Genomic DNA, 26,716 nt, shown 5'->3' with positions numbered 1-26,716 from the left:
GCAGGCCCTGATGCATTGCTGAAATGAGGTTGCCGATTCATGCCCGTCGTCGTTGTCGAATCCCCGGCTAAAGCCAAGACAATCAACAAGTATCTCGGGCCCAACTACACGGTTCTGGCGTCTTACGGCCATGTGCGCGACCTGCCGCCGAAGGATGGCTCGGTCGACCCCGAACACGATTTCGACATGAAATGGGAGGTCGCCAACGACTCGCGCAAGCATGTCGCCGCGATCGCCCAGGCGCTGAAATCCGACAACGCCCTGATCCTCGCCACCGACCCCGACCGCGAGGGCGAGGCGATCAGCTGGCACCTGAAAGAGGCGCTGACCAAACGGCGCTCGATCAAGAAGGACACCGCGGTCAGCCGCGTGACCTTCAACGCGATCACCAAGGACGCCGTGACCGAGGCGATGCGCAACCCGCGTGAGATCGACGCGCCGCTGGTCGAGGCCTATCTGGCGCGCCGCGCGCTCGATTATCTGGTCGGCTTCAACCTGTCGCCGGTGCTCTGGCGCAAGCTGCCCGGCGCGCGCAGCGCCGGGCGGGTCCAGTCGGTCTGCCTGCGCCTGATCGTCGAGCGCGAGATGGAGATCGAGGCCTTCAAGCCGCGCGAATACTGGCAGGTCAAAGCGCTGCTCTGCACCCCGCGCGGCCAGGAATACGAGGCGCGGCTGACCTTGCTCGCGGGAAAAAAGCTCGACCGCTACGATCTTGAAAACGAAACCCAGGCCGAGATGGCCGTGCAGGCGGTCACCAGCCGCGCGCTCAAGGTCACCAGCGTCGAGGCCAAGCCCACCAGCCGCAACCCCTCGGCCCCCTTCATGACCTCGACCCTGCAGCAAGAGGCCAGCCGCAAGTTCGGCATGGGCGCCAAGATGTGCATGAGCACCGCCCAGCGGCTCTACGAGGCCGGGCACATCACCTATATGCGGACCGACGGGATCGACATGGCCCCCGAGGCGGTGGAGCAGGCCCGCGCCGCCATCGCCGACCGCTATGGCGACAAATACGTGCCGGGCAAGCCCCGGATTTACAAGAATAAAGCCAAGAACGCCCAGGAAGCGCACGAATGCATCCGCCCCACCGACATGACGGCGGATGCGGAAAAGCTGCGGCTCAAGGATGCAGACCAGCGCAAGCTCTACGATCTGATCTGGAAGCGCACGCTGGCCTGCCAGATGGAGGCCGCGCGGCTGGAACGCACCACGGTCGAGATCGGCAGCGACGACGGTCAGGTGGGCCTGCGCGCGACCGGTCAGGTGGTGCTCTTCGACGGGTTCCTGAAGGTCTACGAAGAAGGGCGCGACGAACCGGTCGAGGATGACGACAAGCGCCTGCCGCAGATCATGCAGGGCGAACCGGCCAACTTCGGAAAGGCGGGTCTGCGCGACCAGTTCGTCAAGTCGGGTGAGGGCGGCGGCCAGGGCGACGGCATGCGCAAGAACGGTCAGGCCGTTCTGTCGGCCAACGACGCGGTTCTGGCCACCCAAAGCTTTACCCAGCCGCCGCCGCGCTACACCGAGGCGACGCTGGTCAAGAAGATGGAAGAGCTGGGGATCGGCCGCCCATCGACCTACGCCAGCGTGATCGGCACGATCCAGGACCGCGAATACGTCCGCAAGGAAAAGAACCGTCTTTTCCCCGAGGACAAGGGGCGGATCGTGACGATCTTCCTTCTGAATTTCTTCAAACGCTACGTGGAATACGATTTCACCGCCGCGCTTGAGGACGAGCTGGACGATGTCAGCGCGGGTCAGAAGGATTACAAGGACCTGCTCAGCCGCTTCTGGCGCGATTTCAACGCGGCCATCGCGGAAACCTCGGAACTGCGGATCACCGAGGTGCTGGACGTTCTCGACGACGCGCTGGCGCCGCAGCTCTATCCGCCGCGCGAGGACGGCAGCGACCCGCGGATCTGCCCGCTTTGCGGCGAGGGGCGTCTGCATCTGAAGACCTCGCGGTCGGGCGGGTTCGTCGGCTGCGGGCGCTATCCCGAATGCCGCTACACCCGCCCTATCGGCGGCGAGGCGGCCGAGGCTGGCGACCGAGTGCTGGGCGTCGATGAGAACGGCGAGGAAATCTCGCTCCGCTCCGGTCGGTTCGGGCCATACGTGCAGCGCGGCGAGGTGACCGAGGACAACAAGAAACCGGATCGCGCCAGCCTGCCCAAGGGCTGGCTGGCCGATGAGATGACGCTGGAAAAGGCGCTGACGCTGCTGTCGCTGCCGCGCGAGATCGGGATGCATCCCGACGGTGGCGTGATCAAGTCGAACTTCGGCCGGTTCGGCCCTTACCTGATGCACCAGCTGCCGGACGAGGCCAAGCCGGTCTATGCCAATCTCAAGGACCCGACGGATGTGTTCGAGATCGGCATGAACCGCGCGGTCGAGCTTTTGGCGGAAAAGCGCGCCAATCCGGGCGGACGCGGGCGCGCGGCGGCCAAGCCGTTGAAAGAGCTGGGCGAACACCCGGAAGGCGGTCCGATTGCCGTGATGGACGGGCGCTATGGGCCTTATGTCAAATGGGAAAAGGTCAACGCGACCTTGCCCAAGGGCACCGAGCCCGAGGACGTCAATATCGACATGGCGCTCGAACTGATCGCGGCCAAGCAATCGAAGAAAGGCGGCGCCAAGAAGAAAGCGCCTGCCAAGAAGACCGCAAAGAAGGCCGCGCCCAAGAAATGATCGGGTCGCGTCCGGAACTCGGCGATTTTCCGCATCGCCCGGTCCGGTCGCGGCGATTTGATTAGGGTTTTCCCGCGCGATCGGGCAAATAGCACCGAAATACGTCGGAAAATCGAGCAAGCCACATGACACAGAATGTATCCCGCAGGCACCTGCTGGCAGGCGCCGCCGCGACACTGATCCTTCCCGCCAGCGCCCGGGCACAGGAAACCCCGCGCACGTCCGAGCGCGTGACCCGCAACACATCGAGCTTTGTCGCGCAGGACTGGCGCGATCATTTCGACACCCTGGGCGCCGGAGCGATCGTTTGCGACACCGCATCGCGCGCGCTGCATTTCTGGTCCGGTGACGGCCAGGATTACCGGGTCTATCCCACCTCGGTGCCCAAGACCGACGAACTGACCCGCCGCGGCTATACCCGCGTGGTGCGCAAGAAGGTCGGTCCGTCCTGGACCCCGACGCCGTCGCAGCTGGAACGCTTCCCCGACTGGAAACCCATCGGCCCCGGGCCCGACAACCCGCTGGGCACCCACGCCATGTATCTTGACTGGCCCGCCTACCTGATCCACGGAACCCACGACACGCGCAAGATCGGGCGGCCGTCGTCGGATGGCTGCATCGGGCTTTACAACGAAAAGATCGAAGAGCTGTTCGCGCTGACGCCCATCGGCACGCAAGTCCGGATGATCTGAACAGAGCGCCCCATCGTCCTTTTGCAGGTGCGGAACGTTGACACCGGACGGGTCAGCGGCCACAAACCGGGCATTCGGAATGACGAGGGGAAGGGCCCATGAAAAAAGTCTACGGGACCGCGGCAGAGGCACTGGATGGCCTTCTGTTCGACGGAATGCTGATCGCATCGGGCGGCTTCGGCCTGTGCGGCATCCCCGAATTGCTGATCCAGGCGATCCGCGATGCGGGCACCAAGGATCTGACCGTGGCCTCGAACAACGCGGGCGTCGACGGCTTCGGGCTTGGGCTGCTGCTGGAAAGCAAGCAGGTCAAGAAGATGATGTCGTCCTATGTCGGTGAAAACGCCGAATTCATGCGCCAGTACCTCAGCGGCGAGCTTGAGCTTGAATTCAATCCGCAGGGCACGCTGGCCGAGCGCATGCGCGCCGGCGGCGCGGGCATCCCGGGCTTTTATACCAAGACCGGCGTCGGCACCGTGATCGCCGAGGGCAAGGAGCACAAGGATTTCGACGGCGAGACCTATATCCTCGAACGCGGGATTTTCGCCGACCTCGCCATCGTCAAGGCCTGGAAGGCCGATGACACCGGCAACCTGGTGTTCCGCAAGACCTCGCGCAACTTCAATCCGCCGGCGGCGATGTGCGGCAAGGTCTGCGTCGCCGAGGTCGAAGAGATCGTGCCGCGCGGCTCGCTCGACCCCGACATGATCCATCTGCCCGGCATCTACGTGCACCGCCTGGTCGAAGGTGAGCACGAGAAACGGATCGAACAGCGCACAACGCGCCCACGCCCCGATGGGGCGACGCGCAAGCAGGAGGAAGCCTGATGCCCTGGGATCGCAATCAGATGGCCGCACGCGCGGCGGAAGAGCTTGAAGACGGCATGTATGTGAACCTCGGGATCGGCATCCCGACGCTGGTGGCCAATTACGTCGGCGACAAGGACATCACGCTGCAATCCGAAAACGGTATGCTGGGCATGGGGCCGTTCCCTTACGAGGGTGAAGAGGACCCCGACCTCATCAACGCAGGCAAGCAGACCATTACCGAACTGGCGCGGACCTCGTATTTCGACAGCGCCATGTCCTTTGGCATGATCCGTGGCGGCAAGATCGCAGCGGCGATCCTGGGCGCGATGGAGGTGGCTGAAAACGGCGATCTGGCGAACTGGATGATCCCCGGCAAGCTGGTCAAGGGCATGGGCGGCGCGATGGATCTGGTGGCTGGCGTCGGCCGTGTGATCGTGGTGATGGACCACACCAACAAGCACGGCCAGTCCAAGGTGCTGAAATCCTGCACCCTGCCGCTGACCGGCGCGGGCGTGGTCGACCGCATCATCACCAACCTCGGCGTGCTCGACGTGGTCGAGGGCGGGCTCAGGATCGTCCAGTTGGCCGACGGCGTGACCGAGGAAGAAATGCGCGCCGCGACCGAGGCGACCATCGTAGACTGATCCGAACAGGGGCGGCCCGGGCAGCCGGGCCGCCGGTCCCCTGACAAGTATTTCCCAAATTCTCCTCGATTTATGTTAAGAAATCTGAGTCCGATCCAGATATCGGACCTTTTTCACAACAGCTTTTCGGGGGATTTTTCATGCCACATTACATGTTGCAGGGCCGGTATACGGCCAACGCCATCAACGCCATGGTCGAAACACCGCAGGACCGCGAGGCAAGCGCGAAGAAACTGTTCGACGCGGCCGGGATCAAGATGCTGGCGTTCTACTTCTGCTTCGGGCGCGAAGACGTCCTGTGCATCGTCGACGCGCCTGATGACCAGACGATGGCCTCTTGCCTGCTGACGCTCGGGGCCTCGGGGGCATTCGGCTGCATGGCGACCACGCATCTGATGACCTCGTCCGAAGCCATGGGAGCGATGCAAAAGGCGCAAAGTCTGCGCGCCAGCTACACCGCCGCGACCGGATAAGCGGCGCTCAATTTGACCAAGTTGGGCGGTGCGATGCGCCGCCCGATTTTCCAAGGATTACAGCCCGTCGAACGCGCAAAGCGCGTGCACGTCCATCCCCATCGCCTCGAGCTTTTTGCGGCCGCCCAGGTCGGGCAGATCGACGATGAAAGCGCAGCCGATGATCTCGCCGCCCAGACGCTCGATCAGCTTGATCCCGGCCTCGGCGGTGCCGCCCGTGGCCAGCAAATCGTCGACCAGCAGAACGCGTTCGCCGGCGGTTATGGCGTCGTCGTGGATCTCGACCACCGCCTCGCCGTATTCCAGCGTGTATTCCTCGGAAATCACCGTGCCGGGCAGTTTGCCCTTCTTGCGGATCGGCACGAAACCGGCGCTCAGCTGATGCGCCACCGCCCCGCCGAGGATAAAGCCGCGCGCCTCCAGCCCCACGACCTTGTCAAAGCGCACACCGGCATAGGGGTGCAGCAACTGGTCGATCGCCATGCGAAAGCCGCGCGGATCGGCGAAAAGCGTGGTCACGTCGCGGAACATGATCCCCTCGTGGGGGAAATCGACGATCGTGCGGATGTAGTCCTTGACCTCTTTCATGTCGGGGCCCTTTTGAGTGTGGCGGTTGCAGCGGCCATGGCGATCAGCGTCGCCCCGCCCGCCCGGGTCAGCCAGGTCTGCACGGCGGGGCGTGTGATGCGCCCGCGCATCCCGTTGGCGACCAGTGCAAAGATCAGCGCGTTGATGGCGGCCAGTCCGACGAACGTCGCGATCAGGATGGCGGCCTGCGGGGCAAAGGGCGCGCCGGGCGTGATGAACTGCGGCACGAAGGCGATAAAGAACGTGTTCGACTTCGGGTTCAGCGCGGTCACCGTCACTAGATCGCGGAACACCTTGCCGGGTGTCTCGCCTGCGGGCCGGTCCAGCAGCGGTGCGGCCGCGCCACGGCTGCGCAGCATCCGGATCCCGAGGTACAGCAGATAGGCCGCGCCCAGCCATTTGAGCACGGTAAAGGCCAGCGCCGAGGTCAGGAACACCGCCCCCAGCCCGATCACCGATGCGGTCATCGCGATCAGATCGCCGGTCGCCACGCCGAGGGCCGAGGCCACCGCCACGCGCCGCCCCTGGGTCAGCGCGTAGCTCAGCACCAAGAACAGCGTCGGCCCCGGAAGCGCCAGCAGCGCGGCCGATGCGGCGGCAAAGGCCAGCCAGATCTCGAAACTCATCCCAGCACCCTCCCGGCCACCGCGTCCAGCTTGGCCAACAGCGCGGGGTCGCGCGCGTCGGGCGCGGTCAGGATGGCATATTCCAGCGCTCGGTCGCAGCCGTGCGGACAGGGCGCCCGGTCCGCGCCGAGAAGGGCGGGCAAGCGCCCGACGAGGCTGCGCCCCTTCTCGGCGTTGCCCATCAGCACCTTGATGATCTCGCTCACATCCACCTCGCCATGATGCGGGTGCCAGCTGTCGTAATCGGTGACCATGGCGACCGAGGCATAGCAAAGCTCTGCCTCGCGGGCGAGCTTGGCCTCGGGCATGTTGGTCATGCCAATCACATCCGCGCCCCACTGCTCACGGTACATCCTGGATTCCGCCAGGGTCGAGAATTGCGGGCCCTCCATCGCCAGATAGGTGCCCCCCCGGTGCACCGTGATCCCCGCGTCCGTCGCGGCGTCGAAACAGGCCGCCCCGAGGCGCGGGCAGGTGGGATGGGCCACCGACACATGCGCCACACAACCGGTTCCAAAGAAAGACTTTTCCCGCGCAAAGGTCCGGTCGATGAACTGATCCACGATGACGAAATCGCCCGGGGCCATTTCCTCGCGGAACGACCCGCAGGCCGAGACGCTGATCACATCCGTCACACCCAGCCGCTTCAGCGCGTCGATATTGGCGCGGTAGGGTACGGTGGTGGGCGAATGCACATGGCCGCGGCCGTGGCGCGGCAGGAAGGCCATCTTCACCCCCTCCAGCGTGCCCGTCAGGATCCGGTCCGACGGCGCGCCCCAGGGCGTGTCGACCGCAACCCACTCGGCCCCGTCCAGCCCGTCGATGTCGTAAATCCCCGATCCGCCGATTACGCCGATCACCGTCTCTGTCATGCCATTCACTCCACACAAATTCCGCGGGCACAGTGCCGCCCCGCCCCAACCATGGCAAGCGCGGAGCCGCCAAAACATCATGCGCGCAAAGGTATACCCAAGAATACCGTGATTTTGTGGGCAATCTTGCTATGTCGTTAGATCAAGCCGGCATCTCGCCCCGCGGGGTGGCCTTTCCGGTCGCGTTGCTCTATCCGCCGCGGCACAGCGAACAGAACAATATATTGGACGACCCATGGCCCGCGCCCTTCTGGCGAGTTTCGCCAAACGTATCGATTTGCCCGATCTCAGCCTCGCGCCGACGGAAAAGCTGACGCCGGCGCGTCTGCGGATCGAATTGCTGTCCGGTCTGACCGTCGCGCTTGCGCTGGTGCCAGAGGCGGTGGCCTTCGCCTTCGTGGCCGGGGTGCATCCGCTGGTCGGGCTTTATGCTGCGTTCATCGTCGGGCTGATCACCGCGCTTATCGGCGGGCGGCCGGGCATGATCTCGGGCGCGACGGGCGCGCTGGCGGTGGTCATGGTGGCGCTGGTGGCGCAGCACGGGGTCGAATACCTCTTCGCCACGGTGGTGCTGATGGGGCTCTTTCAGATCATGGCCGGGGTCCTGCAATGGGGCAAGTTCATCCGGCTGGTGCCGCACCCGGTGATGCTGGGCTTCGTCAACGGGCTGGCCATCGTGATCTTCCTGGCGCAGATGTCGCAATTCAAGGTGCCCGGCACGATGGAAGCGACCGGGCACGGCATGGGCGGCGGCGAATGGCTGTCGGGCCTGCGGCTTTACATTATGCTTGGGCTTGTGGCGCTGACCATGGCGATCATCTGGCTCTTGCCGCGCCTGACCAAGGCGATTCCCGCACCGCTGGCGGGCATCGCCATCGTCGCGGCCATCGTGATCGGCCTGGGGCTGGATGTGCCGCGGGTGGGCGACCTGGCCTCGATCGAGGGCGGCCTGCCGGCGTTCCACATCCCGATGGTGCCGCTGACGCTCGAGACGTTCGAGATCATTCTGCCCTACGCGGTGATCCTCGCGGCCATCGGCCTGATCGAGAGCCTGCTGACCCTGAACCTCGTGGGCGAGATGACCGGCCAGCGCGGCGGCGCGTCGCAGGAATGCATCGCGCAGGGCGCCGCCAACACCGTGACCGGCTTCTTCGGCGGCATGGGTGGCTGCGCGATGATCGGCCAGTCGATGATCAACGTGAAATCGGGCGGCCGGACGCGGGTCGCGGGCATCGCGGCGGCGCTCTTTCTGCTGTCCTTCATCCTCTTCGCCGCGCCGCTGATCGAGCTTATCCCGCTGGCCGCGCTGGTGGGGGTGATGTTCATGGTGGTGATCGGGACCTTTGCGTGGAATTCGCTCAAGATCCTGGCCAAGGTGCCGCTGACCGACGCCTTCGTGATCGTGCTGGTCACTGTGGTCACGGTGATGGAGGACCTCGCCGTGGCGGTGGTCGTCGGCGTGATCGTGTCGGCGCTGGCCTATGCCTGGAACAACGCCCGCCGCATTCATGCGCGCACCTATTCCACGCCCGAGGGCGCCAAGGTCTACCAGATTCAGGGGCCGCTCTTCTTCGGCTCGGCCGACGGCTTTGCCGAGCTTTTCGACGCCGAAAGCGATCCGTCGCTGGTGATCGTGGATTTCGCCGACAGTCGCGTCGTCGACCAATCCGCCTTGCAGGCGATCGAGGCCGTGGCGGGCAAATACGAAGAGGCCGGCAAGAAGATCCAGCTCCGCCACCTCAGCCGCGACTGCCACAAACTGCTGACCAAGGCGGGCCATCTGATGGTCGACAGCGACGACGACCCCGATTACGCGCTGGCGGTGAACTACGGCGTCCGCACCGGCATTATCGGCGGGCACTGACCCCACAAAAAGCCCCGTCTTTTTGTGGGAGTGGCAAGGCTGCTTTTGGCACAAAAGCAGCAGCCACCCGGTCGATCGACCTGCGCAGGCGGTGGAAAAGCCCCGTCTTTTTGTGGGAGTGGCAAGGCTGCTTTTGGCACAAAAGCAGCAGCCACCCGGTCGATCAACCTGGCGCGCACAGAGGAAAAAGCCCCGTCATTCTTCTGGCGCTCTGTAGCGCAAAGGTCTGGTCGGTCACCCGGTCAGCGCGTCGATGTCGCCGGCCTCGAGCGCCGCGCGGGACGCCACGATCCGGTCGATGGGCCAGTCCCACCAGGCCAGCGCGTTCAGCCGGGCGATGACCTTCGGGGCGAACCGCATGCGCACGACCTGCGCGGGGTTGCCGGTGACGATGGCGTAGTCGGGGATGTCCCCGCGCACCACCGCCCCGGCCCCGACGATCACGCCGTTGCCGATCCGCGCGCCGGGCAGGACCTTGGCGCCGTATCCCAGCCAGACGTCGTGGCCGATCACCGTGTCGCGCGTGTCGGGCTGGTAGCCCAGCATCGTCTCGGGGTTGAAGACGGCAAACGGAAAGGTGCTGAGCCCACGCGTTTCGTGATTGGCCGACGCGCCGATGAAGCGCACGCCGTGGGCGATCTGGCAAAACTTGCCGATGATCAGCCGTTCCTGCGAAAAGCCGAAAAGGTAGGGCGCCAACCGCGCGGCCCAGCCATATTCGTCCGGCGGATCGAAATCCGAGGCGTAGGTATATGCCCCGATCTCGACATTGGGCATGTCGATCACGTTTCTAAGAAACACCGTGCCGGGATGCGCCGATCCGTCGGGCAGGGTGATGGGATGGACGCAATCCGCGTCCGGCAGAGAATAAGCCATGGGGCCTCCTGTGGTCACAATTGGATATGTGGTTACAGGTGCTTGTTCATGGCTCCCTCCATCGGTTTCGGCGCGTTCATAGCGGGGAATGCCGCCGCTGTCACTCCCCCGGGCGCTTAAGGCTGAATTTCTCGCGCACGACCGTGTAATCGCGGTATCCCATGCGGCTGAGCGGGTTGAAGCGCAGCACGTCGAAGATACCGTCCACCACGCAATCGTCGCGCATGTGCACGCCGGTGACCTCGCCGAAGACGGCGAAATTGGCCTCTCCGGGCAGTTGCACGATCTGCGTCAGCTTGCATTCCAGGTTGGCCGGCGCCTTGGCTACGCGCGAACAGGCGATGGTTTCGCACTCGGCGCGTTCGATGCCCGCAAGTTCGAATTCGTCCACCTCGCGGTCCCACGCGCCCGAGGTCTGGTTCATCACATCGCGCATCGCGTATTCGACGACGTTGACGCAAAAAACGCCGGTGTCGCGGATATTGGCGACGCTGTCCTTGGTGTCGCCCCGGTCGGCCTTGGCGCTGGTCGAGGCGAACATCACCTGCGGTGGCACATAGGCCACGGCGTTGAAGAACGAATAGGGGGCCAGGTTTTCCGACCCGTCCGCGCCGCGTGTCGAGATCCAGCCGATGGGGCGGGGGGTGACGATGGCGTTGAACGGGTTGTGCGGCAGGCCGTGGCCGTCTTCGGGACGATAAAACATTGCGAACATTTCCTTCATTTGCCCAAGGGCTTGGGCCGTGATACGCCGGTTCGCGGCGAAATGCACGAGGCAGTATTCAGTGTTCACCCTGTCCAAGGAAACTCCCGACGATTGGTGGGAGGTCGAGGCGCTTTTCGATACCTCCTTTGCGCCGGGGCGGGGGGCGCTGTCATCGTATCGGCTGCGCGAGGACGTGCCGCCCGTGGCCGAGCTGTGCCGCATCGCACGGGACGAGGGCGGCATCCTGGGCGGCGCGATTCGCTACTGGCCGATCCGAATCGGCCGGTGGCCGGCGCTTTTGCTGGGGCCGGTGGCTGTGCACCCGACCGCGCAGGGCGAAGGGCTGGGCGGGGCGCTGATCCGCGATTCGCTGGCCCGGGCGGCGGATCTGGGCTGGGAGAGGGTGCTGCTGGTGGGGGATCTGCCCTATTATCGGCGTTTCGGATTCGCCCGTCTGACGGGTGTGAAGATGCCGCCCCCCACCAACCCCGACCGCGTGCTTGGTCATGCGCTGACCCCGTCGGCCTGGGACGGCGTGCGCGGAACGGTTGATAAATGGCGGGATTGACCCGATCTAATACCCAGTAAACCCGATAAGCGCGGAGGCGCGTCCATGACCGGAACCGAGGTGATGCCCGTCGACATCGACAGGGAACTCAGGGCGCTTGCCCAGCGGCACAGGGCGGCGCGCGGCGTGGGGATTCAGGTGCTCAACCTCGTCGGGTCGCAGGCCGAGAACCTGCTCGAGCGGCTGCCGGATCAGGCCAAGCAGCGGCTTGAAGAGGCGACGACACGCGCGCTTGAGGTGGCGATGCGGGCGGCGTCGCAATCGCGCGGGGTTGTCCCGGACCAGAAGGGCTGGCTGAACACCGCCATGGCCACCGCCATGGGTGCGATGGGCGGGGCCGGCGGCCTGCCCACGGCGCTGGCGGAACTGCCTGTCACAACGACGGTGCTGTTGCGCGCCATTCAGGGGATCGCGGCGGAATACGGCTTTGATCCCGGCGATCCGGAGGTGCAGAAGCACTGCCTGACGGTGTTCGCCTCTGCCGGGCCGCTGGCGGATGACGACGGCGCGGATTTGGGCTTTCTGTCGGCGCGGGTGACGCTGACGGGGGCGACGGTGCATGGCATCATCGCGCGAGTCGCGCCGCGCCTGGCCACTGTTCTGGGCCAGAAACTGGCCACGCAGACGGTGCCGCTGATCGGCGCGGCGGCGGGGGCCGCGACGAATTACGCCTATACCAGCTATTACCAGCAGATGGCGCATGTGCATTTCGGGCTGTTGCACCTCTCCGACCGCAGCGGCCGGACCCACGCCGCCCTGATCGACGAATTCCGCCAGACGGTGACTGCCCGCAATTGAGCGGATATTGGTAACCTTTTGTTAGGGTTAACACACTATCACAAAAGGGCCGGTGTAAAGCCGCCGGCGCGTGGGCCGCTTATCCCCCAAGGGATTTCTTGAAACCGCGCAGGCCGGAAAATCCGGCCGGACGGTTTTGGCGGTGTGATCCCCCTCACACCCGGGCCCATGAGGCGGTTCAGGCCGCCCCCGCGCAAAACGTGCGGAATGTGTCCCGCCGCCGGGATTTGCGGTGGGCGAGGCACGAAAACCTGGCTGACCCGGTCGCAGACAAAACGCTGCGGCCGGGTTTTCCGTCTGGGCGCTCAGGGCAGGTTTTGCAGATAATCCATCACCGCAGGGCGCACCGACTGCTCGCCGCGGTCACGGGCGTCGTGGATGACCGCGCGGACCTCGTCGAGCCGGCAGCGGATCAGCAGGCTCTTGACCGGACCGATCGAGGCGGGCCGCATGGACAGCGTGCGCAGCCCGATGGCCGCCAGACACAGCGCCTCGATCGGACGGCCCGCGTCTTCGCCGCAGAACGACAGCGGCGTGCCGGTTTCTTCGCAGCGCTGAACGATGCCCTCGAGAAAGCTCAGGAACGATACGTTCAGCGTGTCGTAGCGCCGCCGGACGCGCTCATTCTCGCGGTCGGCGGCAAAGAAGAACTGCTTGAGATCGTTGCCGCCGATGGACAGAAATTCGACCTCTTCGAAGAACTTGCGCGAGGCATAGGCCAGCGACGGCGTCTCGAGCATGGCGCCGATCTCGAGCTTGGAGGGTATCTTGTGCCCTAGCCGCTTTTCGCGCGCGATTGCCTTGTCGACCTCGACCCGGGCGAGGCGGAATTCGTCGTATTGCGCGATGAACGGGAACATGATCGACAGCGCCTGGCCGTTGGCGGCGCGGATCAGCGCCTGCAGTTGCATCCGCATGACACCCGGCTTGTCGAGCCCCACGCGGATCGCCCGCCACCCCAGCGCGGGGTTGGGTTCGTCGTTGGGCTTCATGTAGGGCAGCACCTTGTCCGACCCGATGTCGAGCGTGCGAAAGACCACCCGCTTGCCCTTGGCCGCGTCGATGACGCGGGCGTAGATATCGGCCAGCTCGGTGCGGCGCGGCATCTGGTTGCGCACCAGAAACTGCAGCTCGGTCCGGAAAAGCCCAACGCCTTCGGCGCCCGAGCCTTCGAGAGAGGGCAGATCGGCCATCAGACCGGCGTTCATCAGCAGCGTGACCCGCGTGCCGCAGGCCGACATTGCGGGCCGGTCGCGGATCGAGGCGTAACGCTCGAGCGCCTTTTCCTGCATCGCGATCTTGTCGCGGAAGGCGGTGACGACGGTGTCGTCGGGGCGCAGATGCGCGATGCCCTGATCGCCGTCCACCATGATGTGATCGCCGTTCAGCGCCTCGTTGGTGACGCGCGGGGCGTGAATGACCAGCGGAATGGCCAGCGCCCGCGCCACGATCGCCGCATGGCTGCCGACCGATCCTTCCTCGAGCACGATGCCGCGCAGCTTGCGCCCGTATTCCAGCAGTTCGCCCGGGCCGATGTTGCGCGCCACGAGGATCGGATCGGCGGGCATTTCCGACCCGGTCGCATTGCCCTGACCGGTCAGGATGCGCAACAGCCGGTTCGACAGGTCGTCCAGATCCTGCAGGCGTTCGCGCAGATAGGCGTCGGTGACCTGGCTCATCCGGGCGCGCGCGGCGCTCTGTTCCTTTTCGACCGCCGCCTCGGCCGAGAGGCCGCGGGCGATGTCCTCTTCCATCCGGCGCATCCAGCCTTTGGAATTGGCGAACATGCGGTAGGCCTCGAGAACCTGCACCTGATCCGCGTCGCCGCTGGCCCCGGCGAGCAATTCGTCGACGCTCACCCGCAGGGTTTCGACCGCCTGTTGCAGCCGTTCGCGTTCACGCGCGGGGTCGTCGGCGACGAGGTTGGTCACCACAACGCGCGGCTCGTGCAGCCAGACATGGCCCTCGGCTGTGCCTTCCTGCCCGGTGGTGCCGCGCAGAAGAACGGGCTGGGTGTGCCGCCGGGTGAGCGCGGCGCCCTCGCCGACAAAGGCGCCCAGTTCGGCCATTTCGGCCAGAACCATCGCCACGACCTCGATGGCATAGACCTCGTCGGCGGTGAATTCGCGCGCCTCGCGCGACTGCACGACCAGCACGCCCAGCTTTTCGCCCAGCCGCTGGATCGGCACGCCGAGGAAACTGGAAAACACCTCTTCGCCGGTTTCCGGCATGTAGCGGAACCCGGCCTCTGACGGGGCGTCGGCGGTGTTGATCACCTTGCCGCTGCGCGCCACGCGGCCCACCAGACCCTCGCCCAGCTTCATCCGCGTTTCGTGCACGGCATCGGGGTTGAGCCCCTGCGTCGCGCAAAGCTCGAGCGTGTTTTCGTCGCGGAAGAGATAGATCGAGCACACCTCGGTGCCCATCGAATCCGCGGTCAGATGCGTGATTTTGTCAAGCCGCTCCTGACCCGCGGCCTCTTCGGCCATGGTGTCGCGCAGCCGCCCAAGCAGCTTGCGGCTTTCGCTTTCCGCACGATCCGACATTCGCCCTTCCTGCTTCGTCAGGCCAGGGCGCGTCGCACCTCAGGCCGCTTTTTCCAGCTCGAAGGCATCATGCAGGGCTTGCACCGCAAGTTCCATGTATTTCCGGTCGATCAAGACGGAAATCTTGATCTCGGATGTGGCGATGACCTTGATGTTGATGCCCTCCTGGCTGAGCACCTTGAACATCTTGGCGGCCACGCCGGTGTGGCTGCGCATGCCGATCCCCACCACCGAAACCTTGGCGACATCGGTATCCGCCACCAGTTCGCGATAGTTGATGTGGTCCGCCGCCGCCGCGTCGGCCAGCGCCTTTTCGGCGCGTTTGACCTGATCGACCGGGCAGGAAAACGTCATGTCGGTGCGGCCGTCGTCGCTGATGTTCTGTACGATCATGTCGACGTTGACGCCCGCCTCGGACAGCGGGGTAAAGATCGCTGCGGCGATGCCGGGCCGGTCGGCGACGCTGACCAGGGTCATCTTGGCCTCGTCGCGGCTATAGGCGACACCGGCGACTACGTTGCTTTCCATGATATCCTCCTCGTCGCAGACCAGCGTGCCAGCCTCGTCCGACTGTTCCTCGAAGCTCGACAGCACGCGCAGCTTCACATGATAGCGCATCGCCAGCTCGACCGAGCGGGTCTGCAGCACCTTGGCCCCAAGCGAAGCCAGCTCGAGCATCTCCTCGAACGCGATGCGGTCCAGTTTGCGCGCCTTGGCGCAGATCCTCGGATCGGTCGTATAGACGCCGTCCACATCGGTGTAGATGTCGCAGCGCTCGGCGTCGAAAGCGGCGGCAAAGGCCACCGCGGTGGTGTCGCTGCCGCCCCGGCCCAGCGTGGTGATGCGGCCCTCGGGGCTGAGGCCCTGAAAGCCCGCGACCACGGCCACTTTCATGCCCTCATCGAATTTGCGCAGGATGTTGTCGGTGGGGATTTCCTCGATCCGGGCGGCGGAATGGGCCGAGGTGGTCATGACCGGCACCTGCCAGCCCTGCCAGCTGCGCGCGGGCACGTCCATCTCCTGCAGGGTCAGCGCCATCAGCCCGGCGGTCACGTTTTCGCCCGAGCTGACGACCGCGTCGTATTCGCGCGCATCGAAGAGCGGCGAGGTTTCGTTGACAAAACCCACCAGCTTGTTCGTCTCGCCCGACATGGCCGACACGATGACGATGACGTCATAGCCCTTGGCGACCTCGACCCCCACGCGCTTGGCGGCGCGGCGGATGCGGTCCAGCGTGGCCACCGAGGTGCCACCGAATTTCATGACCAAAACGGGCATGGCCGCCCCTCCGGCTGGGATTGTCGTGGCGCGGTTTACGCGGGGGGGCGCGGGCGCGCAAGGGGTGGTTGATCGGCGGCGGGCCCTCGTGCGGTCTGTGCTACGGTTTTCGGTAGTCGACGGCGGTCAGCCCGCCGGTGTTGACGAAGGTCTCCTTGCCGGGGACCACGTCGGTGTTTTGCGCGGCGACGGCAAGCCAGCCATCCTCGCGCCGCTCGAGCACGCAGATCAGGATGGTGTGCCGATCCTCGGCCGTCTTGCCGTCGGGCCCGCGCTGACCGGACAGTCGAAAGCGGCAGTGCACAACGGCGACCCTGTCAGATAACCGTCGCACGGCGATCCGCCCCGGCCGCAGGGTGCTGTCGGCAAAGAAGGATTTCAGCGCGTAATCATGCGCCTTGGCGATCTGCCCGGTGTCATGCCACCAGAGCCCGGTGACATTCACGAAATCCGCATCCGGCGCGAAAAGTGCTGCGATGGCGTTGCCGTCGCGCGTGGCCCAGGCCTCGGCGAAGGCGCGGGGGAACTCCTCTGGCGCGTTTACCATGTCAGAAGGGCAGCGGGCGGCCGTCCCAGGTTTCGAAACAGCCGGTGTTGTCCAGCGCCAGCGCCGCGATGCGCTCGGCCATGCCCTGCGCCGCCTCGTCGTCCGAGATGTCGGCGGCGCTGCCGCCCATATCGGTGCGCACCCAGCCGGGATGGTAAATCCCGACGGCGATATCCAGAGGCCGCAGGTCAACCGCCAGATTGCGCCCCAGATTCAGCACGGCGGCCTTGGATGCGCGATAGATATAGCTGCCACCCGGGGCCCGTTCGCTGGAAGCCATCTGCGAGCTGATGATCGCCACCCTCGGCTGCGCCGACGCCTGCAGGTTGGGAAGCAGCGTCTGCACCGTCTGAAAGACCCCGGCCACGTTCACGGCGAAAGTGTCGGCCCACATCTGCGGCGGATAGCCATCGGCGAGGTTGTGCCCCTTGTCGAGGTAAACACCCGCGTTGCACACCACGACGTCCAGCGCACAACCGTCGAGCCGGTCGGCCAGGGCGCGGAAATCCTCCGCCCGGGTCACGTCGAGGTTCAAATATTCGGGATGCCCGCGCGCGGTGCCGATCACTTCGTGCCCGTCATCGCTCAGGCGCCGGTCCAGCGCCGCGCCGATCCCGCGATTGACCCCGGTGATCAGAACGCGCATCGCTCAGTTGGACTTTCGCGTGGGCGTGAAGGGAAGGGGCAGGACCGGCACGCCCTCTTCGATCAGTTTCTTGGCCTCGTCGCCGCGTGTCTCACCCCAGATCGGGCGCTCGGGCGCGTCGCCGGAATGAATCGCGCGGGCCTCCTGCGCAAAATTGCCGCCGACGTAATCGGTGTTTTCCTCGACATGGCGTTTGAGCTGCGCAAGCGCCTGTTCCGAGGGCGATTTCGGCTTGGTCAGCGACGCCTCGTCCTTGGGCCGCGCGTTGACGCGCGGCGCCATTACGGCCTTTTCCACATCGGTCGCGCCGCAGACCGAACAGGTGACCATGCCCGCCGATTTGAGCTTGTCAAATGCCGCCGCCGACTGAAACCAGCTTTCGAACTGATGGTCGTTGGCGCATTTGAGGGCGTAGTGGATCATGTCGCTGCTCGATTCCCCGTATTCAAGTAATGTAATCTATTCAGACGAGGGTTCAAGAATGGCTAATGTCGCGGGGGGCAAGAGGGAGGCGATACGCTCGACCACGCCGTCCAGGTCGGCGTCCTGACGCAGCGCCTGTTTCGCCCGGGCGTCGGCCTCAGCCATGCGTTTCGGCGCGCGCAGGTCCGACAGCGCCTGCGCCAGCTCCCCGGCATCGCTTATCTCGACCGCGGCCTGCGCGCGGTCCAGCTGCGCGAAGGCGGCGGCAAAGTTGCGCACGTCGGGGCCGTGGATCAGCGCCGCGCCGAAGGCCGCAGGTTCATAAGGCGTGTGGCCGCCGCGGTCGGTCAGCGTGCCGGCGACGAAGACGCGCCCCGCCAGCGCATACCACAGCGCCATCTCGCCCATCGTGTCGGCGATATAGACATCTGCCGTCGCGAAAGGCTCGTCCCGGCTGCGCAAGGCGCAGGTCAGCCCGCGCGCCACGGCCAGCGCCCGGATCGCCTCGGCCCGACGGGGGTGCCGCGGGGCGAGGATCAGCCGCAAGGCCGGGTCCGCCGCGCGCGCGGTCAGATGGGCGTCGAGGACGATCTCGTCCTCGCCGTCGTGGGTCGATGCCGCCAGCCAGGTGTCCGCGCGGGGAAAGGCCGCGCGCAGGGCGTCGGACGGGGTCTGGTCGGGCCGCGCGTAAAAGGATTTCAGATCGACGACGGGGCCCAGATGCTGCGGGCTCAGGCCGAGGTCGACGAACCGCCCGGCAGAGCCCGCGTCCTGCGCGATCAGCAGCGCGACGCGGGCCAGAATGGCGCGCGCCAGCCCGCCGAACCGCGCCCAGCCTTTCGCCGTCCGCGCCGTCAGCCGCGCGCCCAGCAAGACGACCGGGCCGGGGCAGCTCAGGATGCGGTGCGGCCACAATTCCGATTCCATCGTGATATGCGCGGCGACCTGCCAGCGCCGATGGACGCCCCGCGACACCCAGGCCAGATCGAGCGGCGCAAGATGGGCTGTCAGCCCGTCCAGCCCCCAGGACCGCGCCAGCGCCACACCGCTTTCGGTGTTGCAGGTGATCAGCAGGGGAAGGTCCGGTCGCAGGTCGCGCAGCCGCTCGACCACCGGTTTGGCCGAGGCCAGTTCCCCGTTCGACGCGGCGTGCAGCCAGATGTGAGGATGGTCCGAGCCCGGCCGATGAAACCCCAGCCGCGGCCGCAGCGCACCGAGCTGTCCGGTCAGACTGCAGCGCAGGCATTCCCACAGCGCAAAGAGCGTGACGAGGATGCGGTAGAGGGGCAAGGCTTTCTCCGGCGGATGGGCTCTTAAGCGGCTTAGGCCGCAGGCCTATGTAAGGCAAGACTGCCGCGATTTTCGCGAAAAGGACGGCCCTGCGGGCGTCTGCGTGTCGATTATGCAGCTTCTCTTGGGAAAATCTTTTTTGGAAAGGGGTTGGCGTGATTTGTTCACGTCGAGTGCGAGCTTCGCGCGCATGGTGAAACGGACCCGAATTGGGATGAATCCGGCGCTCACTGACTTGTCCTGAATCAATATCAAACTGAGATTTGCCCAGATCGCATGTCAATCTTTTGTATAAAATGGATATCCCTGAAGGTCGCCCACAGGCGGCTGACGCTGCCGTCGATCCATCCGGCGCACCGCATTTTCCCAGAAAGGCCCAAATCCCCATATTCGCCCAGATTCAAACAAAAACAGAGGCTTGGGGGGAGAAGTTTATGTTTCCCAGCTTGCCGGAATTTTCTCAGTTCAGGCTGCCCCGAATGGTCGCTTCAAGTTTCTCAAGCAACGCATTGTTATCAAACCGACTTTCGGCAACCGTCCGCGCCCGCCTGGCCATCTCGTCTGCATCTGGCCGGTTCATGGCCTCGGCAATCGCCGCAGTGAAACCTTCCGCGTCGTGCTCGTCCACCAGAAAGCCGGTCTGGCCTTCGTCGATGGCCTCGGGGATGCCGGCGTGGCGGGTCGAGACGGTGACGCAGCCGCTGGCCATTGCTTCTTGGATGGCGGTGGGCAGGCCTTCGGTGTTGCCATCGGCGGCGGTGATGGAATGCTGCAGGAAGAACTGCGCGTGCGCCAGCGCCGCGCGCACGTCGTCATGGGGCCGCGCGCCGTGGAATGTCACCTTGCCGGTCACGCCAAGCTCGGTCGCAAGTGTCTGCGCCGGGGCCAGCAGCGGGCCGTCGCCGATGAAATCCAGATGCGCCTCGGGCCGGTCGCGCGTGGCCTCGGCGAAGGCGCGCAGCGTCACCAGCGGGGCTTTCTTTTCCACGAACCGCCCGACCGCGAGGCAGCGCAACGGGATCTTGTCACCGGGCACAAAGCGCCGCACGTCCACCCCCGAGGGGATCACGTGCGCGTTGGGATGGGTGACGCCGTGCCGCGCAAGGTTGTCCAGCAGGAATTGCGAGACCGAGATCACCCCCGCCAGCCGCGGCATCATCTTGCGATAGGCCGACTGGATCCGCGCGGCCCGCAGCGCCTTCGACGCATCGGTGCCGCGAAAGTAGGTGAAGATCGGGATGTCCAGCTCGTTCGCCAGCGGCGCCAGCGCCAGCGCCTGGGTGCCGAATTCGGCCAGCACCAGCTCGACCTTCTGGTCGCGCAAAAAGGTGGCAAGATCGCGCTTCGCCTGACCGTAGGGCAGCCGCGTGGTGCTGTGGACCATGCGGTTCCACAGGGTCCAGAACGGCGCGGTCAGGATATCGGCGCCGCTTGGGCGGGCGCGGCGGGCGAAGACCGGCTTGCCGTAGGGGTTGTCGCCGTTGAACCGGCCGCAAACCACAACGGTATCGCCGCCGAACAGCAGGTCGATGTGGCGGTTGATGAAGGTCTCGCCGCTGACGTGATAATCGCTGGTGCCGATGGCTGTGCGCATGGGGCCGGTCCGCCGATAGGGTCGACCTCCCCTAGCAACAAGCCCGCAACCAGACAAGCCGCCGCCCGCCCGCGGATTTAGCTTTGGCGGGGCGCCGAAGCTGTGGCTTAATTCGCGGTGACGGGCAGGGGGTGTCTACTGGACCCGCCCGGCGCCGGTTTCGGCGTATGAAATCCCTCGGATCGAAAGCGGGCGCGGACGCGCCCAAGCACATGCACAGGAGGAATGCACATGCGCGCGGGTGTTATTGGATTGGGGGACATGGGGTCGGGTCTGGCCAAGAACCTGATCGCGAACGGGTTTCAGACCACGGGGCGCGATCTGCTCGACCAACGGATGCAGGCCTTTGGCGACATGGGCGGCAAGACCGCAGAAAGCGCGGCAGAGGTCGGCGCGGCGGCGGACGCGGTCTTTGTCATGGTGATGAAGGGCTGCGAGGCGAAAGAGGTCATTCTGGGCGCCGATGGCCTGGTCCAGACGATGGCCCCGGGCGGCGCGGTGATCCTGTCGGCCACCGTGCATCCGTCCGAGGCGCGCGAGATCGGTGCGGCGCTGGGGGGCACCGGGCTGCACCTGATCGACACGCCGGTGTCGGGCGGTTATCCGGGCGCGCAGGCGGGCACGCTGACGATGATGGCGGCGGCCCCGGACGAGGTGCTCGACCGTTTCGCGCCGGTGATGCATGCGGTGTCGGCCAGCATCCACCGGGTGGGCACCGAACCGGGGCAGGGGCAGACCGTCAAGGCGGTGCTGCAATCGCTCTTGGGCGCGATGTTCTCGGCCACGTTCGAGGCCGCGTCGCTGGCGGCCAAGGCGGGCATTCCGGGACAGGTGATCTATGACGTGGTCAGCACGTCCTCGGGCGGCTGCGGCATCACCTCGAACGCGCTGGAAAAGATCATCGACCGGCAATTCGAGGGCACTGGCAGCCATATCAACACCATGCACAAGGATCTGACCATCTCGATGGCGCTGGGGCAGGAACTGGGTGTGCCGCTGCACACGGCAGCCGCCGCGATGCAGATCTTCCACGCCGGGCGGACGAAATATCCCAACGGCGACAACTGGGTCTGCACCCGGGTGATGGAGGAGATCGTCGGCGCGGAGCTGCACAGATGAGGCTGGGCGTAATCTGCGATGGGATCAGCCGCGATCTGGCGCATACGCTTGATGTGATGGACGAATTCGCCATCGACATGGCCGAGCTGCAATTCGTCTGGGATGCCGAGGTGGGCGATCACAGCGCGCAGGACATCCGCCGGATCGACAGCCTGCTGCGCGACCGGGGCAAGCGGGTCGCCTGTCTCAGCCGTCATGTCTTTGCCGGGCTGACAACGGCCAACAGCCCCGGCGACGCCGAGCACACCCGCCACATGGAGGCGCTGAGGCGCGTGATCGGCATGGCGCAGGTCGTGGGCAGCCCGCTGGTGCGGATCATGACCAACCGCAAGGAACAGATCCTCTGGGGCCGCCACGGCGCGGAACAGTGGAACGTTGCCAAAGGGGCGTGGGACAAGACGCTGGCGCTGATCGCGCCGGCGGTCGATCTCGCCCGCGCCGAAGGCACGCGGCTGGTGGTCGAGACGGGCAACGGCACGATGGTGAACTCGGCCTGGACGGGCCGCCGCCTGATCGACGATCTGGGGGCGAAGGATGTGCTTGGGGTGCTCTGGGATCCGGCCAACAACTGCTGGTGTCACGAGGATCCGATGGCGGGATATGCGGTGCTGCGCGACGGCTATCTGGGCCACGTCCATATCAAGGACGTGCAGGTCGACACACCCCGCGCCACGCTCGAGGTCCGCCCGATGGGGCAGGGCCAGCTTGGCCCCGCCTTTGCCGACATGGCGCGGGCGCTGCGCGAGGACGGATACGATGGCGTGGTCAGCTTCGAGAGCGTCTATCACCCCGGCGATGGCGACTTCGAGGCCGGGTTCCGGATGCAGTACGACAGTTTTCGCGATGCGTTCGGGCCCGGCCAAGCCTCTGGTTGAACCGGGGCGGGAAACCGCGCAATCTGCCCGCGAAGTAAGGTTCGGTGCAAGGCAGGGCAGAGCGGATGAAGGCGGTCGTTCAGGACAGATATGGCGGGCCAGAGCATTTGCGGCTGGCCGAGATTGAGGTGCCGGAGCCGGGCAAGGGCCAGATCAGGGTCCGGGTGCTGGCCTGCGCGGTGAATCTGTCGGATTGGGAATATCTTACCGGTTCGCCGTTCTACGCGCGGCTCGTGGGCGGGCTGACGCGGCCGAAACGCGCGGTTCTGGGGTCGGATATCGTCGGAATGGTCGATGCGCTCGGCCCCGGCGTCGCGGGGTTTGCCCTCGGCGACAGGGTGATGGGCGACGTCGTAATGGTGCGCGGCGGGTTCGCCGAATACGCCTGCGTCGCTGCCGCCGAGATGACCCCGGTGCCCGATGCGCTGTCGGACGAGCTCGCCGCCTGTCTGCCGCAGGCCGGAGGGATCGCCGTGACCGGCACAGAGGGGCTGAAACCGGGCGAGAGGTTCCTGATCAACGGTGCGGGCGGCGGGTCGGGCACGATGGCGCTGCAACTGGCCAAGGCCGCGGGGGCGCATGTGACCGCCGTGGATAACGCCGGAAAGGCCGAGTGGCTGCGGTCGCTCGGGGCGGACCGGGTGATCGACTACCGGGCCGAGGAGTTCACCGACATGGGCGCCCGCTGGGACCGCATTCTGGACATGGTCGCGACCCGCGGCCCGGGTCGAATCGCGGCGGCGCTGTCGCTTGGCGGGGCGTACCGCGCGGTGGGCGGCGAGGTGCGGGTTCTCTTGCCGCTGGTGCTGGGCGGTCTGGCCTACCGTCTTAAAGGCAAGTCCATAGGAATGCTGATGGTGCCGAGCGGACGAGAGTTGACCGAGCGCGTCGCGCGCATGGCGGTGGAGGGCCGGATCGCGCCGCATCTGGAGGGCGTGCTGCCTTTGGCGGAGGTGCCCGAGGCCTTGCGCCGTACCGGCCTTGGCGAGGTGAAGGGCAAGTTGGTGATCCGGCCCTGACCTGTCCGGGCCGGACGATGCCTCAGACCTCGAGCCCCGCCAGAAGATTGGCGAAGGACGCGCCGTGCATGTCGCGGTCGCCGGGCGTGCCTTGGATGGCGGGGCGCGGCAGGCTGAACTTGACCACCTGCAGATCGGCGATGTCGAAGCGGCGCAGGCTGTCCTCGGGAATGCCGAACCGGGTCGCGACAGCCTCTGTCGAGAGGCCGTTCGAGACCCGGGTATAAGCCTCTTCGGTCTCGCAAAAGATGTCGACGGTCAGCCAGAACGGCCCGGCGTTCTTAGAGCGGATTTTGCCTGCGACCTCTGCCAGCGCGGTCATGGCGCGATCTCCTCGACCGTCAGGCGGAAGGCCGACATCGGATCGTCCAGCCGCAGAACGTGGTTGAGGCAGAATTCATAAACCGCCCCGCGCGGCAGCTCGGGCGGCGAGAAGGGAAAGGCGAAGGTCGGCATTTCCTCGTCCGGGGTCAGCGGGTGGTGCAGCAGATAGGGGTTCAGCATCTTTGCCACTTCGCGCGACAGCGCGTCGGTGGGGGCGGTGACGATGGCCATCACGCCGACCTCGGGCGCGGTCATGGGCGCGTCTTCCAAGGCCCCCAGCGTCGCGTTGGCGCCGATCACCCGCAGCTCGACGGCGATGTCGTCGCGTCCCAGCCGGTCGCACACCTTGGCCAGCGCGCGGGTGCGGATGTCGTCGCACCATTGCTGCACGTGGGTCACGTAGCGCGGATCGCGCAGGGTGACGAGCGACACGGTCTGGTAGCCCGCCAGCCGCGCGCCCTCGAGCTTGACGGTGTAGGTGTCGGACGGCACCCAGCGACTGCCCTCGACCCTGACGCGCCTTTTGTCGAGCGCGGTATAGCGCGCGCCGGTCACGTCGAGATGCCCGCCGGGCTCATAAAGGATGAACGGGTCGGTGTTCTCGTAGAGCATATGGGCGGAAACGGTGCGCGGCGTGGCGCGCACGCCCTCGGCCATCGGCGTCATCTCGAACCCGGTCTCGTCGAAATCGAGCTGGATCACGCCCGAGCCGGGCTGAGTCGTCGCCAGCGCGCCGCATTCGCCCACTTTGGCCCCGTGCCAGGCCGCGCCGGGATGGCAGCCGCGCGCCAAAGGCAGGGCGGCGATGATCGCGGTGTCGGTGGTGCGCCCGGCGATGACGATATCGGCGCCGGTCGCAAGGGCTGCGTTGATCTGCTCGGCCCCGGCCAGCGCGACGATGTTGGTGCAGCCCGCCAGCAGTTTGGCGTCGATCTGCGGCGCGTGGGGCAGCGGGGCGATGTCGCCCGCCTGCAAGGCCTCGGCCATGGCGGCGGGGGATTGCCCGGATTTCAGCACCGCCACGCGCACGGCGCGGCCGGTCTCAGCCACCACCTCACGGGTGATGTCCAGCAGCCAGTCCACCGCGTCGTCCGCGCCGCAGGTCCCTGCCGTGCCGATGACCAGCGGCACACCCGCCTCGGCCTGCGCGGTCATCAGCTCGGCCCATTCCGCGCGGGTCACGCTGCGCGAATATTTCGACGTGCCGGTGCCCAGGTAATGCGGCCCGCTGTCGGTCGAGCCGCCGTCGATGGCGATGATGTCGGGCCGGGCCGCCACGCCGCGCGCCAGCGCCGCGCGGTCATAGCCCAGCCCCAGGGCCCCGGAGGGCACCAGCACCCTGACCATCAGTCGGTAATCCGCTGCGGTTTGGTCAGAACGCCGCGCAGGAACATCGGCGCGACAAAGCCCAGCACCGCCACGACCCAGAGCGAGACCGCGATTCCCGACGAGAAGAGGTAGGTCCAGTCGCCATCCGACAGCACCATCGCGCGGCGCAAAGCGTCCTCCATATGGCCGCCCAACAGGATGCCGAGGATGATCGGCACCGTGGGCACGTCAAGCTTGCGCAGGACATACCCCAGCACCCCGAAGCCCACCATCAAGAGCAGGTCGAAATAGCTGCCCGACAGCGAGTAGATGCCCACAAAGCTGATCATGGTGACCCCCGGCAGCAGCACCCAGGCGGGGACCTGCAGGATCTTCACGAAGATCTTGACCATCGGCACGTTCATCAAAAGCAGCACCACGTTGGCGATCAGCAGCGAGGCGATCAGCCCCCAGACCACGTCCGCGCGTTCGGTGAAAAGCGTCGGGCCGGGGGTGATGTTGAGCGTCATCAGCAGCGCCAGCAGAACAGCGGTCGTGCCCGATCCGGGCACGCCCAGCGTCAGCATCGGCACCAGCGCACCGCCCGCGGCGGCGTTGTTGCCGGCCTCGGGTGCGGCGACGCCCTTGGGAACGCCGGTGCCGAAACCGCCCTTTTCCCCGGCGATGGATTTTTCGGACATATAGGCCAGGAACGACCCCAGCGACGCCCCCGCGCCGGGCAGGACGCCCGCCACGAAGCCAACGGCCGACGAGCGTACCATGGTCCAGCCCGACTCCACGATGTCCTTGACCGGGACGGTGACCTTGTCCAGCTTGACCCCGATCGAGGTGTTCTTGCCGTGGCTTTCGATGAAGAAGAACACTTCGGCCACAGCAAAGAGCCCGACGATGGCAACCAGAAAGTCGATCCCGTCGAAGAGGTGCATGTTGCCGCCGGTCAGGCGCGGCATGCCCGAGTTGTTGTCGACCCCGATCATGGCGATACCCAGCCCGATACAGGAGGCGATCGCCGCCTTGGCCTGGTTGTTCGACGCGATGCCGCCCAGCGTGGCGAAGGCCAGCAGGTAAAGCGCGAAATACTCCGCCGGGCCAAAGAGGAAGGCCACCCGCGCCAGCATCGGCGCCAGCAGCATCAGCCCCACGGTGGCCAGGAACGCACCCACGAAAGACGCCACGCCCGACAGCACCAGCGCATCGCCCGCGCGCCCCGCCTTGGCCATGGGATAGCCGTCGAGAGTGGTCATCAGCGCCGGTTCGTCGCCGGGAATGTTCAGCAGGATCGAGCTGATCCGCCCGCCATACATCGCGCCGTAATAGACGCTGGTCATCAGCACCAGCGCCGAGGTCGCATCGAGCCCCATCGTGAAGGTCAGCGGGATCAGGATCGCCACGCCGTTCGACGGGCCGAGACCCGGAAGTGCGCCGATGATCGTGCCGAGGAAACAGCCCAGCACGGCCAGCATCAGCGTGAACGGCGACAGCGCGATGCTGAAACCGGTGGCGAGATTGGCCAGCAATTCCATTG

Annotated in this window: 26 protein-coding genes; 11 read left to right on the top strand and 15 right to left on the bottom strand. The window is 66.0% G+C overall.

All coding sequences use genetic code 11. The annotated features are described in order from the left end of the window. Nucleotides 1-39 precede the first annotated feature (39 nt). The 5 genes from topA to RXV88_RS03535 all read left to right on the top strand — a co-directional run bounded on the left by topA (nucleotide 40) and on the right by RXV88_RS03535 (nucleotide 5,303). Nucleotides 40-2,685: a type I DNA topoisomerase gene (gene topA, locus RXV88_RS03555; protein WP_316290722.1), complete on the top strand. Its 2,646-nt coding sequence runs from the start codon at nucleotides 40-42 to the stop codon at nucleotides 2,683-2,685. Nucleotides 2,686-2,810: 125 nt separating this feature from the next. Further along, nucleotides 2,811-3,377 carry a L,D-transpeptidase gene (locus RXV88_RS03550; protein ID WP_316290721.1) on the top strand — a complete coding sequence of 189 codons (567 nt, stop codon included), beginning with the start codon at nucleotides 2,811-2,813 and terminating at the stop codon, nucleotides 3,375-3,377. A 98-nt stretch (nucleotides 3,378-3,475) separates the two neighbouring features. Further along, nucleotides 3,476-4,204 (top strand): CoA transferase subunit A, encoded by a 729-nt coding sequence (locus RXV88_RS03545; protein ID WP_316290720.1) that lies wholly within the window; start codon nucleotides 3,476-3,478, stop codon nucleotides 4,202-4,204. Next, the gene (locus RXV88_RS03540; RefSeq protein WP_316290719.1) at nucleotides 4,204-4,830 is read left to right on the top strand and encodes a CoA transferase subunit B; all 627 of its coding nucleotides are present in this window, start codon (nucleotides 4,204-4,206) and stop codon (nucleotides 4,828-4,830) included. The genes RXV88_RS03545 and RXV88_RS03540 overlap by 1 nt, the downstream gene beginning before the upstream one ends. Before the next feature lie 140 nt (nucleotides 4,831-4,970). Next, nucleotides 4,971-5,303 (top strand): GYD domain-containing protein, encoded by a 333-nt coding sequence (locus tag RXV88_RS03535; RefSeq protein ID WP_316290718.1) that lies wholly within the window; start codon nucleotides 4,971-4,973, stop codon nucleotides 5,301-5,303. 57 nt (nucleotides 5,304-5,360) lie between these two features. On the opposite strand, the gene RXV88_RS03530 is transcribed toward RXV88_RS03535, so the two are convergent. Genes RXV88_RS03530 through RXV88_RS03520 form a run of 3 tightly spaced genes read right to left on the bottom strand, consistent with a single transcriptional unit; the run spans nucleotide 5,361 to nucleotide 7,389 of the window. Beyond that, on the bottom strand, nucleotides 5,361-5,891 hold the full coding sequence (locus RXV88_RS03530; protein WP_316290717.1) for an adenine phosphoribosyltransferase: 531 nt from the start codon (nucleotides 5,889-5,891) through the stop codon (nucleotides 5,361-5,363). Then, nucleotides 5,888-6,517 (bottom strand): LysE family translocator, encoded by a 630-nt coding sequence (locus RXV88_RS03525; protein WP_316290716.1) that lies wholly within the window; start codon nucleotides 6,515-6,517, stop codon nucleotides 5,888-5,890. Before RXV88_RS03525 ends, RXV88_RS03530 begins: the two co-directional genes overlap by 4 nt. Then, nucleotides 6,514-7,389 (bottom strand): S-methyl-5'-thioadenosine phosphorylase, encoded by an 876-nt coding sequence (locus tag RXV88_RS03520; protein WP_316290715.1) that lies wholly within the window; start codon nucleotides 7,387-7,389, stop codon nucleotides 6,514-6,516. The genes RXV88_RS03525 and RXV88_RS03520 overlap by 4 nt, the downstream gene beginning before the upstream one ends. Before the next feature lie 235 nt (nucleotides 7,390-7,624). On the opposite strand from RXV88_RS03520, the gene RXV88_RS03515 reads away from it, so the two are divergent. Further along, a complete protein-coding gene (locus RXV88_RS03515) occupies nucleotides 7,625-9,253 on the top strand; it encodes a SulP family inorganic anion transporter (protein ID WP_316290714.1) in 1,629 nt (542 codons plus the stop codon). Nucleotides 9,254-9,487: 234 nt separating this feature from the next. Here the strand turns inward: RXV88_RS03515 and RXV88_RS03510 are convergent, their stop codons facing one another. Then, a complete protein-coding gene (locus tag RXV88_RS03510) occupies nucleotides 9,488-10,129 on the bottom strand; it encodes a CatB-related O-acetyltransferase (protein ID WP_316290713.1) in 642 nt (213 codons plus the stop codon). Nucleotides 10,130-10,229: 100 nt separating this feature from the next. Then, on the bottom strand, nucleotides 10,230-10,835 hold the full coding sequence (locus tag RXV88_RS03505; protein ID WP_316290712.1) for a flavin reductase family protein: 606 nt from the start codon (nucleotides 10,833-10,835) through the stop codon (nucleotides 10,230-10,232). Nucleotides 10,836-10,914: 79 nt separating this feature from the next. On the opposite strand from RXV88_RS03505, the gene RXV88_RS03500 reads away from it, so the two are divergent. Continuing rightward, complete coding sequence (locus RXV88_RS03500) at nucleotides 10,915-11,403, top strand: N-acetyltransferase (RefSeq protein ID WP_316290711.1); 489 nt, start codon at nucleotides 10,915-10,917, stop codon at nucleotides 11,401-11,403. A gap of 45 nt (nucleotides 11,404-11,448) precedes the next feature. Beyond that, entirely contained in the window at nucleotides 11,449-12,201 is a 753-nt protein-coding gene (locus RXV88_RS03495) for an EcsC family protein (RefSeq protein WP_316290710.1), read from the top strand. 305 nt (nucleotides 12,202-12,506) lie between these two features. Here the strand turns inward: RXV88_RS03495 and ptsP are convergent, their stop codons facing one another. The 7 genes from ptsP to RXV88_RS03460 form a co-directional block, all read right to left on the bottom strand. Beyond that, entirely contained in the window at nucleotides 12,507-14,747 is a 2,241-nt protein-coding gene (gene ptsP, locus RXV88_RS03490; protein ID WP_316290709.1) for a phosphoenolpyruvate--protein phosphotransferase, read from the bottom strand. Between the two features lie 39 nt (nucleotides 14,748-14,786). Beyond that, complete coding sequence (locus RXV88_RS03485) at nucleotides 14,787-16,025, bottom strand: aspartate kinase (protein ID WP_316290708.1); 1,239 nt, start codon at nucleotides 16,023-16,025, stop codon at nucleotides 14,787-14,789. A 100-nt stretch (nucleotides 16,026-16,125) separates the two neighbouring features. Further along, complete coding sequence (locus RXV88_RS03480) at nucleotides 16,126-16,572, bottom strand: SgcJ/EcaC family oxidoreductase (RefSeq protein WP_316290707.1); 447 nt, start codon at nucleotides 16,570-16,572, stop codon at nucleotides 16,126-16,128. A 1-nt stretch (nucleotide 16,573) separates the two neighbouring features. Then, nucleotides 16,574-17,218, bottom strand: coding sequence for an SDR family NAD(P)-dependent oxidoreductase (locus RXV88_RS03475; RefSeq protein WP_316290706.1), 645 nt, complete (start codon nucleotides 17,216-17,218; stop codon nucleotides 16,574-16,576). Between the two features lie 3 nt (nucleotides 17,219-17,221). Then, complete coding sequence (locus RXV88_RS03470; protein ID WP_316290705.1) at nucleotides 17,222-17,641, bottom strand: DUF1178 family protein; 420 nt, start codon at nucleotides 17,639-17,641, stop codon at nucleotides 17,222-17,224. Between the two features lie 36 nt (nucleotides 17,642-17,677). Continuing rightward, on the bottom strand, nucleotides 17,678-18,931 hold the full coding sequence (locus tag RXV88_RS03465) for a 3-deoxy-D-manno-octulosonic acid transferase (protein WP_316290704.1): 1,254 nt from the start codon (nucleotides 18,929-18,931) through the stop codon (nucleotides 17,678-17,680). Between the two features lie 460 nt (nucleotides 18,932-19,391). Beyond that, entirely contained in the window at nucleotides 19,392-20,525 is a 1,134-nt protein-coding gene (locus RXV88_RS03460; RefSeq protein ID WP_316290703.1) for a glycosyltransferase, read from the bottom strand. 231 nt (nucleotides 20,526-20,756) lie between these two features. On the opposite strand from RXV88_RS03460, the gene RXV88_RS03455 reads away from it, so the two are divergent. The 3 genes from RXV88_RS03455 to RXV88_RS03445 all read left to right on the top strand — a co-directional run bounded on the left by RXV88_RS03455 (nucleotide 20,757) and on the right by RXV88_RS03445 (nucleotide 23,538). Further along, a complete protein-coding gene (locus RXV88_RS03455) occupies nucleotides 20,757-21,644 on the top strand; it encodes an NAD(P)-dependent oxidoreductase (RefSeq protein ID WP_316290702.1) in 888 nt (295 codons plus the stop codon). After that, nucleotides 21,641-22,519 (top strand): sugar phosphate isomerase/epimerase family protein, encoded by an 879-nt coding sequence (locus tag RXV88_RS03450; RefSeq protein WP_316290701.1) that lies wholly within the window; start codon nucleotides 21,641-21,643, stop codon nucleotides 22,517-22,519. Before RXV88_RS03455 ends, RXV88_RS03450 begins: the two co-directional genes overlap by 4 nt. Before the next feature lie 65 nt (nucleotides 22,520-22,584). Continuing rightward, a complete protein-coding gene (locus RXV88_RS03445; protein ID WP_316290700.1) occupies nucleotides 22,585-23,538 on the top strand; it encodes an NAD(P)-dependent alcohol dehydrogenase in 954 nt (317 codons plus the stop codon). 22 nt (nucleotides 23,539-23,560) lie between these two features. Here RXV88_RS03445 and RXV88_RS03440 read toward each other — a convergent pair whose 3' ends face one another. Genes RXV88_RS03440 through RXV88_RS03430 form a run of 3 tightly spaced genes read right to left on the bottom strand, consistent with a single transcriptional unit; the run spans nucleotide 23,561 to nucleotide 26,714 of the window. Continuing rightward, on the bottom strand, nucleotides 23,561-23,860 hold the full coding sequence (locus tag RXV88_RS03440) for a DUF4387 domain-containing protein (protein ID WP_316290699.1): 300 nt from the start codon (nucleotides 23,858-23,860) through the stop codon (nucleotides 23,561-23,563). Continuing rightward, complete coding sequence (locus tag RXV88_RS03435) at nucleotides 23,857-25,209, bottom strand: acyclic terpene utilization AtuA family protein (protein WP_316290698.1); 1,353 nt, start codon at nucleotides 25,207-25,209, stop codon at nucleotides 23,857-23,859. Before RXV88_RS03435 ends, RXV88_RS03440 begins: the two co-directional genes overlap by 4 nt. Beyond that, a complete protein-coding gene (locus RXV88_RS03430) occupies nucleotides 25,209-26,714 on the bottom strand; it encodes a tripartite tricarboxylate transporter permease (RefSeq protein WP_316290697.1) in 1,506 nt (501 codons plus the stop codon). The genes RXV88_RS03435 and RXV88_RS03430 overlap by 1 nt, the downstream gene beginning before the upstream one ends. Nucleotides 26,715-26,716: the final 2 nt, after the last annotated feature.

The sequence above is a fragment of the Aestuariicoccus sp. MJ-SS9 genome, from assembly GCF_032586235.1.
In the GTDB taxonomy this organism is placed as follows: domain Bacteria; phylum Pseudomonadota; class Alphaproteobacteria; order Rhodobacterales; family Rhodobacteraceae; genus Aestuariicoccus.
Note: the sequence above shows the minus strand (reverse complement) of the source record. Positions and strands in the feature narration are given on the sequence as shown.

Coding starts and splice junctions, on each gene's coding strand:
- RXV88_RS03535 (WP_316290718.1), top strand. CDS start 4,971: ATGCCACATTACATGTTGCAGGGCCGGTATACGGCCAACGCCATCAAC.
- RXV88_RS03495 (WP_316290710.1), top strand. CDS start 11,449: ATGACCGGAACCGAGGTGATGCCCGTCGACATCGACAGGGAACTCAGG.
- RXV88_RS03470 (WP_316290705.1), bottom strand. CDS start 17,641: ATGATCCACTACGCCCTCAAATGCGCCAACGACCATCAGTTCGAAAGC.
- topA (WP_316290722.1), top strand. CDS start 40: ATGCCCGTCGTCGTTGTCGAATCCCCGGCTAAAGCCAAGACAATCAAC.
- RXV88_RS03475 (WP_316290706.1), bottom strand. CDS start 17,218: ATGCGCGTTCTGATCACCGGGGTCAATCGCGGGATCGGCGCGGCGCTG.
- RXV88_RS03530 (WP_316290717.1), bottom strand. CDS start 5,891: ATGAAAGAGGTCAAGGACTACATCCGCACGATCGTCGATTTCCCCCAC.
- RXV88_RS03540 (WP_316290719.1), top strand. CDS start 4,204: ATGCCCTGGGATCGCAATCAGATGGCCGCACGCGCGGCGGAAGAGCTT.
- RXV88_RS03550 (WP_316290721.1), top strand. CDS start 2,811: ATGACACAGAATGTATCCCGCAGGCACCTGCTGGCAGGCGCCGCCGCG.
- RXV88_RS03510 (WP_316290713.1), bottom strand. CDS start 10,129: ATGGCTTATTCTCTGCCGGACGCGGATTGCGTCCATCCCATCACCCTG.
- RXV88_RS03525 (WP_316290716.1), bottom strand. CDS start 6,517: ATGAGTTTCGAGATCTGGCTGGCCTTTGCCGCCGCATCGGCCGCGCTG.
- RXV88_RS03445 (WP_316290700.1), top strand. CDS start 22,585: ATGAAGGCGGTCGTTCAGGACAGATATGGCGGGCCAGAGCATTTGCGG.
- RXV88_RS03455 (WP_316290702.1), top strand. CDS start 20,757: ATGCGCGCGGGTGTTATTGGATTGGGGGACATGGGGTCGGGTCTGGCC.
- RXV88_RS03485 (WP_316290708.1), bottom strand. CDS start 16,025: ATGCCCGTTTTGGTCATGAAATTCGGTGGCACCTCGGTGGCCACGCTG.
- RXV88_RS03505 (WP_316290712.1), bottom strand. CDS start 10,835: ATGTTTTATCGTCCCGAAGACGGCCACGGCCTGCCGCACAACCCGTTC.
- RXV88_RS03520 (WP_316290715.1), bottom strand. CDS start 7,389: ATGACAGAGACGGTGATCGGCGTAATCGGCGGATCGGGGATTTACGAC.
- RXV88_RS03515 (WP_316290714.1), top strand. CDS start 7,625: ATGGCCCGCGCCCTTCTGGCGAGTTTCGCCAAACGTATCGATTTGCCC.
- RXV88_RS03440 (WP_316290699.1), bottom strand. CDS start 23,860: ATGACCGCGCTGGCAGAGGTCGCAGGCAAAATCCGCTCTAAGAACGCC.
- RXV88_RS03460 (WP_316290703.1), bottom strand. CDS start 20,525: ATGCGCACAGCCATCGGCACCAGCGATTATCACGTCAGCGGCGAGACC.
- ptsP (WP_316290709.1), bottom strand. CDS start 14,747: ATGTCGGATCGTGCGGAAAGCGAAAGCCGCAAGCTGCTTGGGCGGCTG.
- RXV88_RS03450 (WP_316290701.1), top strand. CDS start 21,641: ATGAGGCTGGGCGTAATCTGCGATGGGATCAGCCGCGATCTGGCGCAT.
- RXV88_RS03430 (WP_316290697.1), bottom strand. CDS start 26,714: ATGGAATTGCTGGCCAATCTCGCCACCGGTTTCAGCATCGCGCTGTCG.
- RXV88_RS03435 (WP_316290698.1), bottom strand. CDS start 25,209: ATGGTCAGGGTGCTGGTGCCCTCCGGGGCCCTGGGGCTGGGCTATGAC.
- RXV88_RS03545 (WP_316290720.1), top strand. CDS start 3,476: ATGAAAAAAGTCTACGGGACCGCGGCAGAGGCACTGGATGGCCTTCTG.
- RXV88_RS03480 (WP_316290707.1), bottom strand. CDS start 16,572: ATGGTAAACGCGCCAGAGGAGTTCCCCCGCGCCTTCGCCGAGGCCTGG.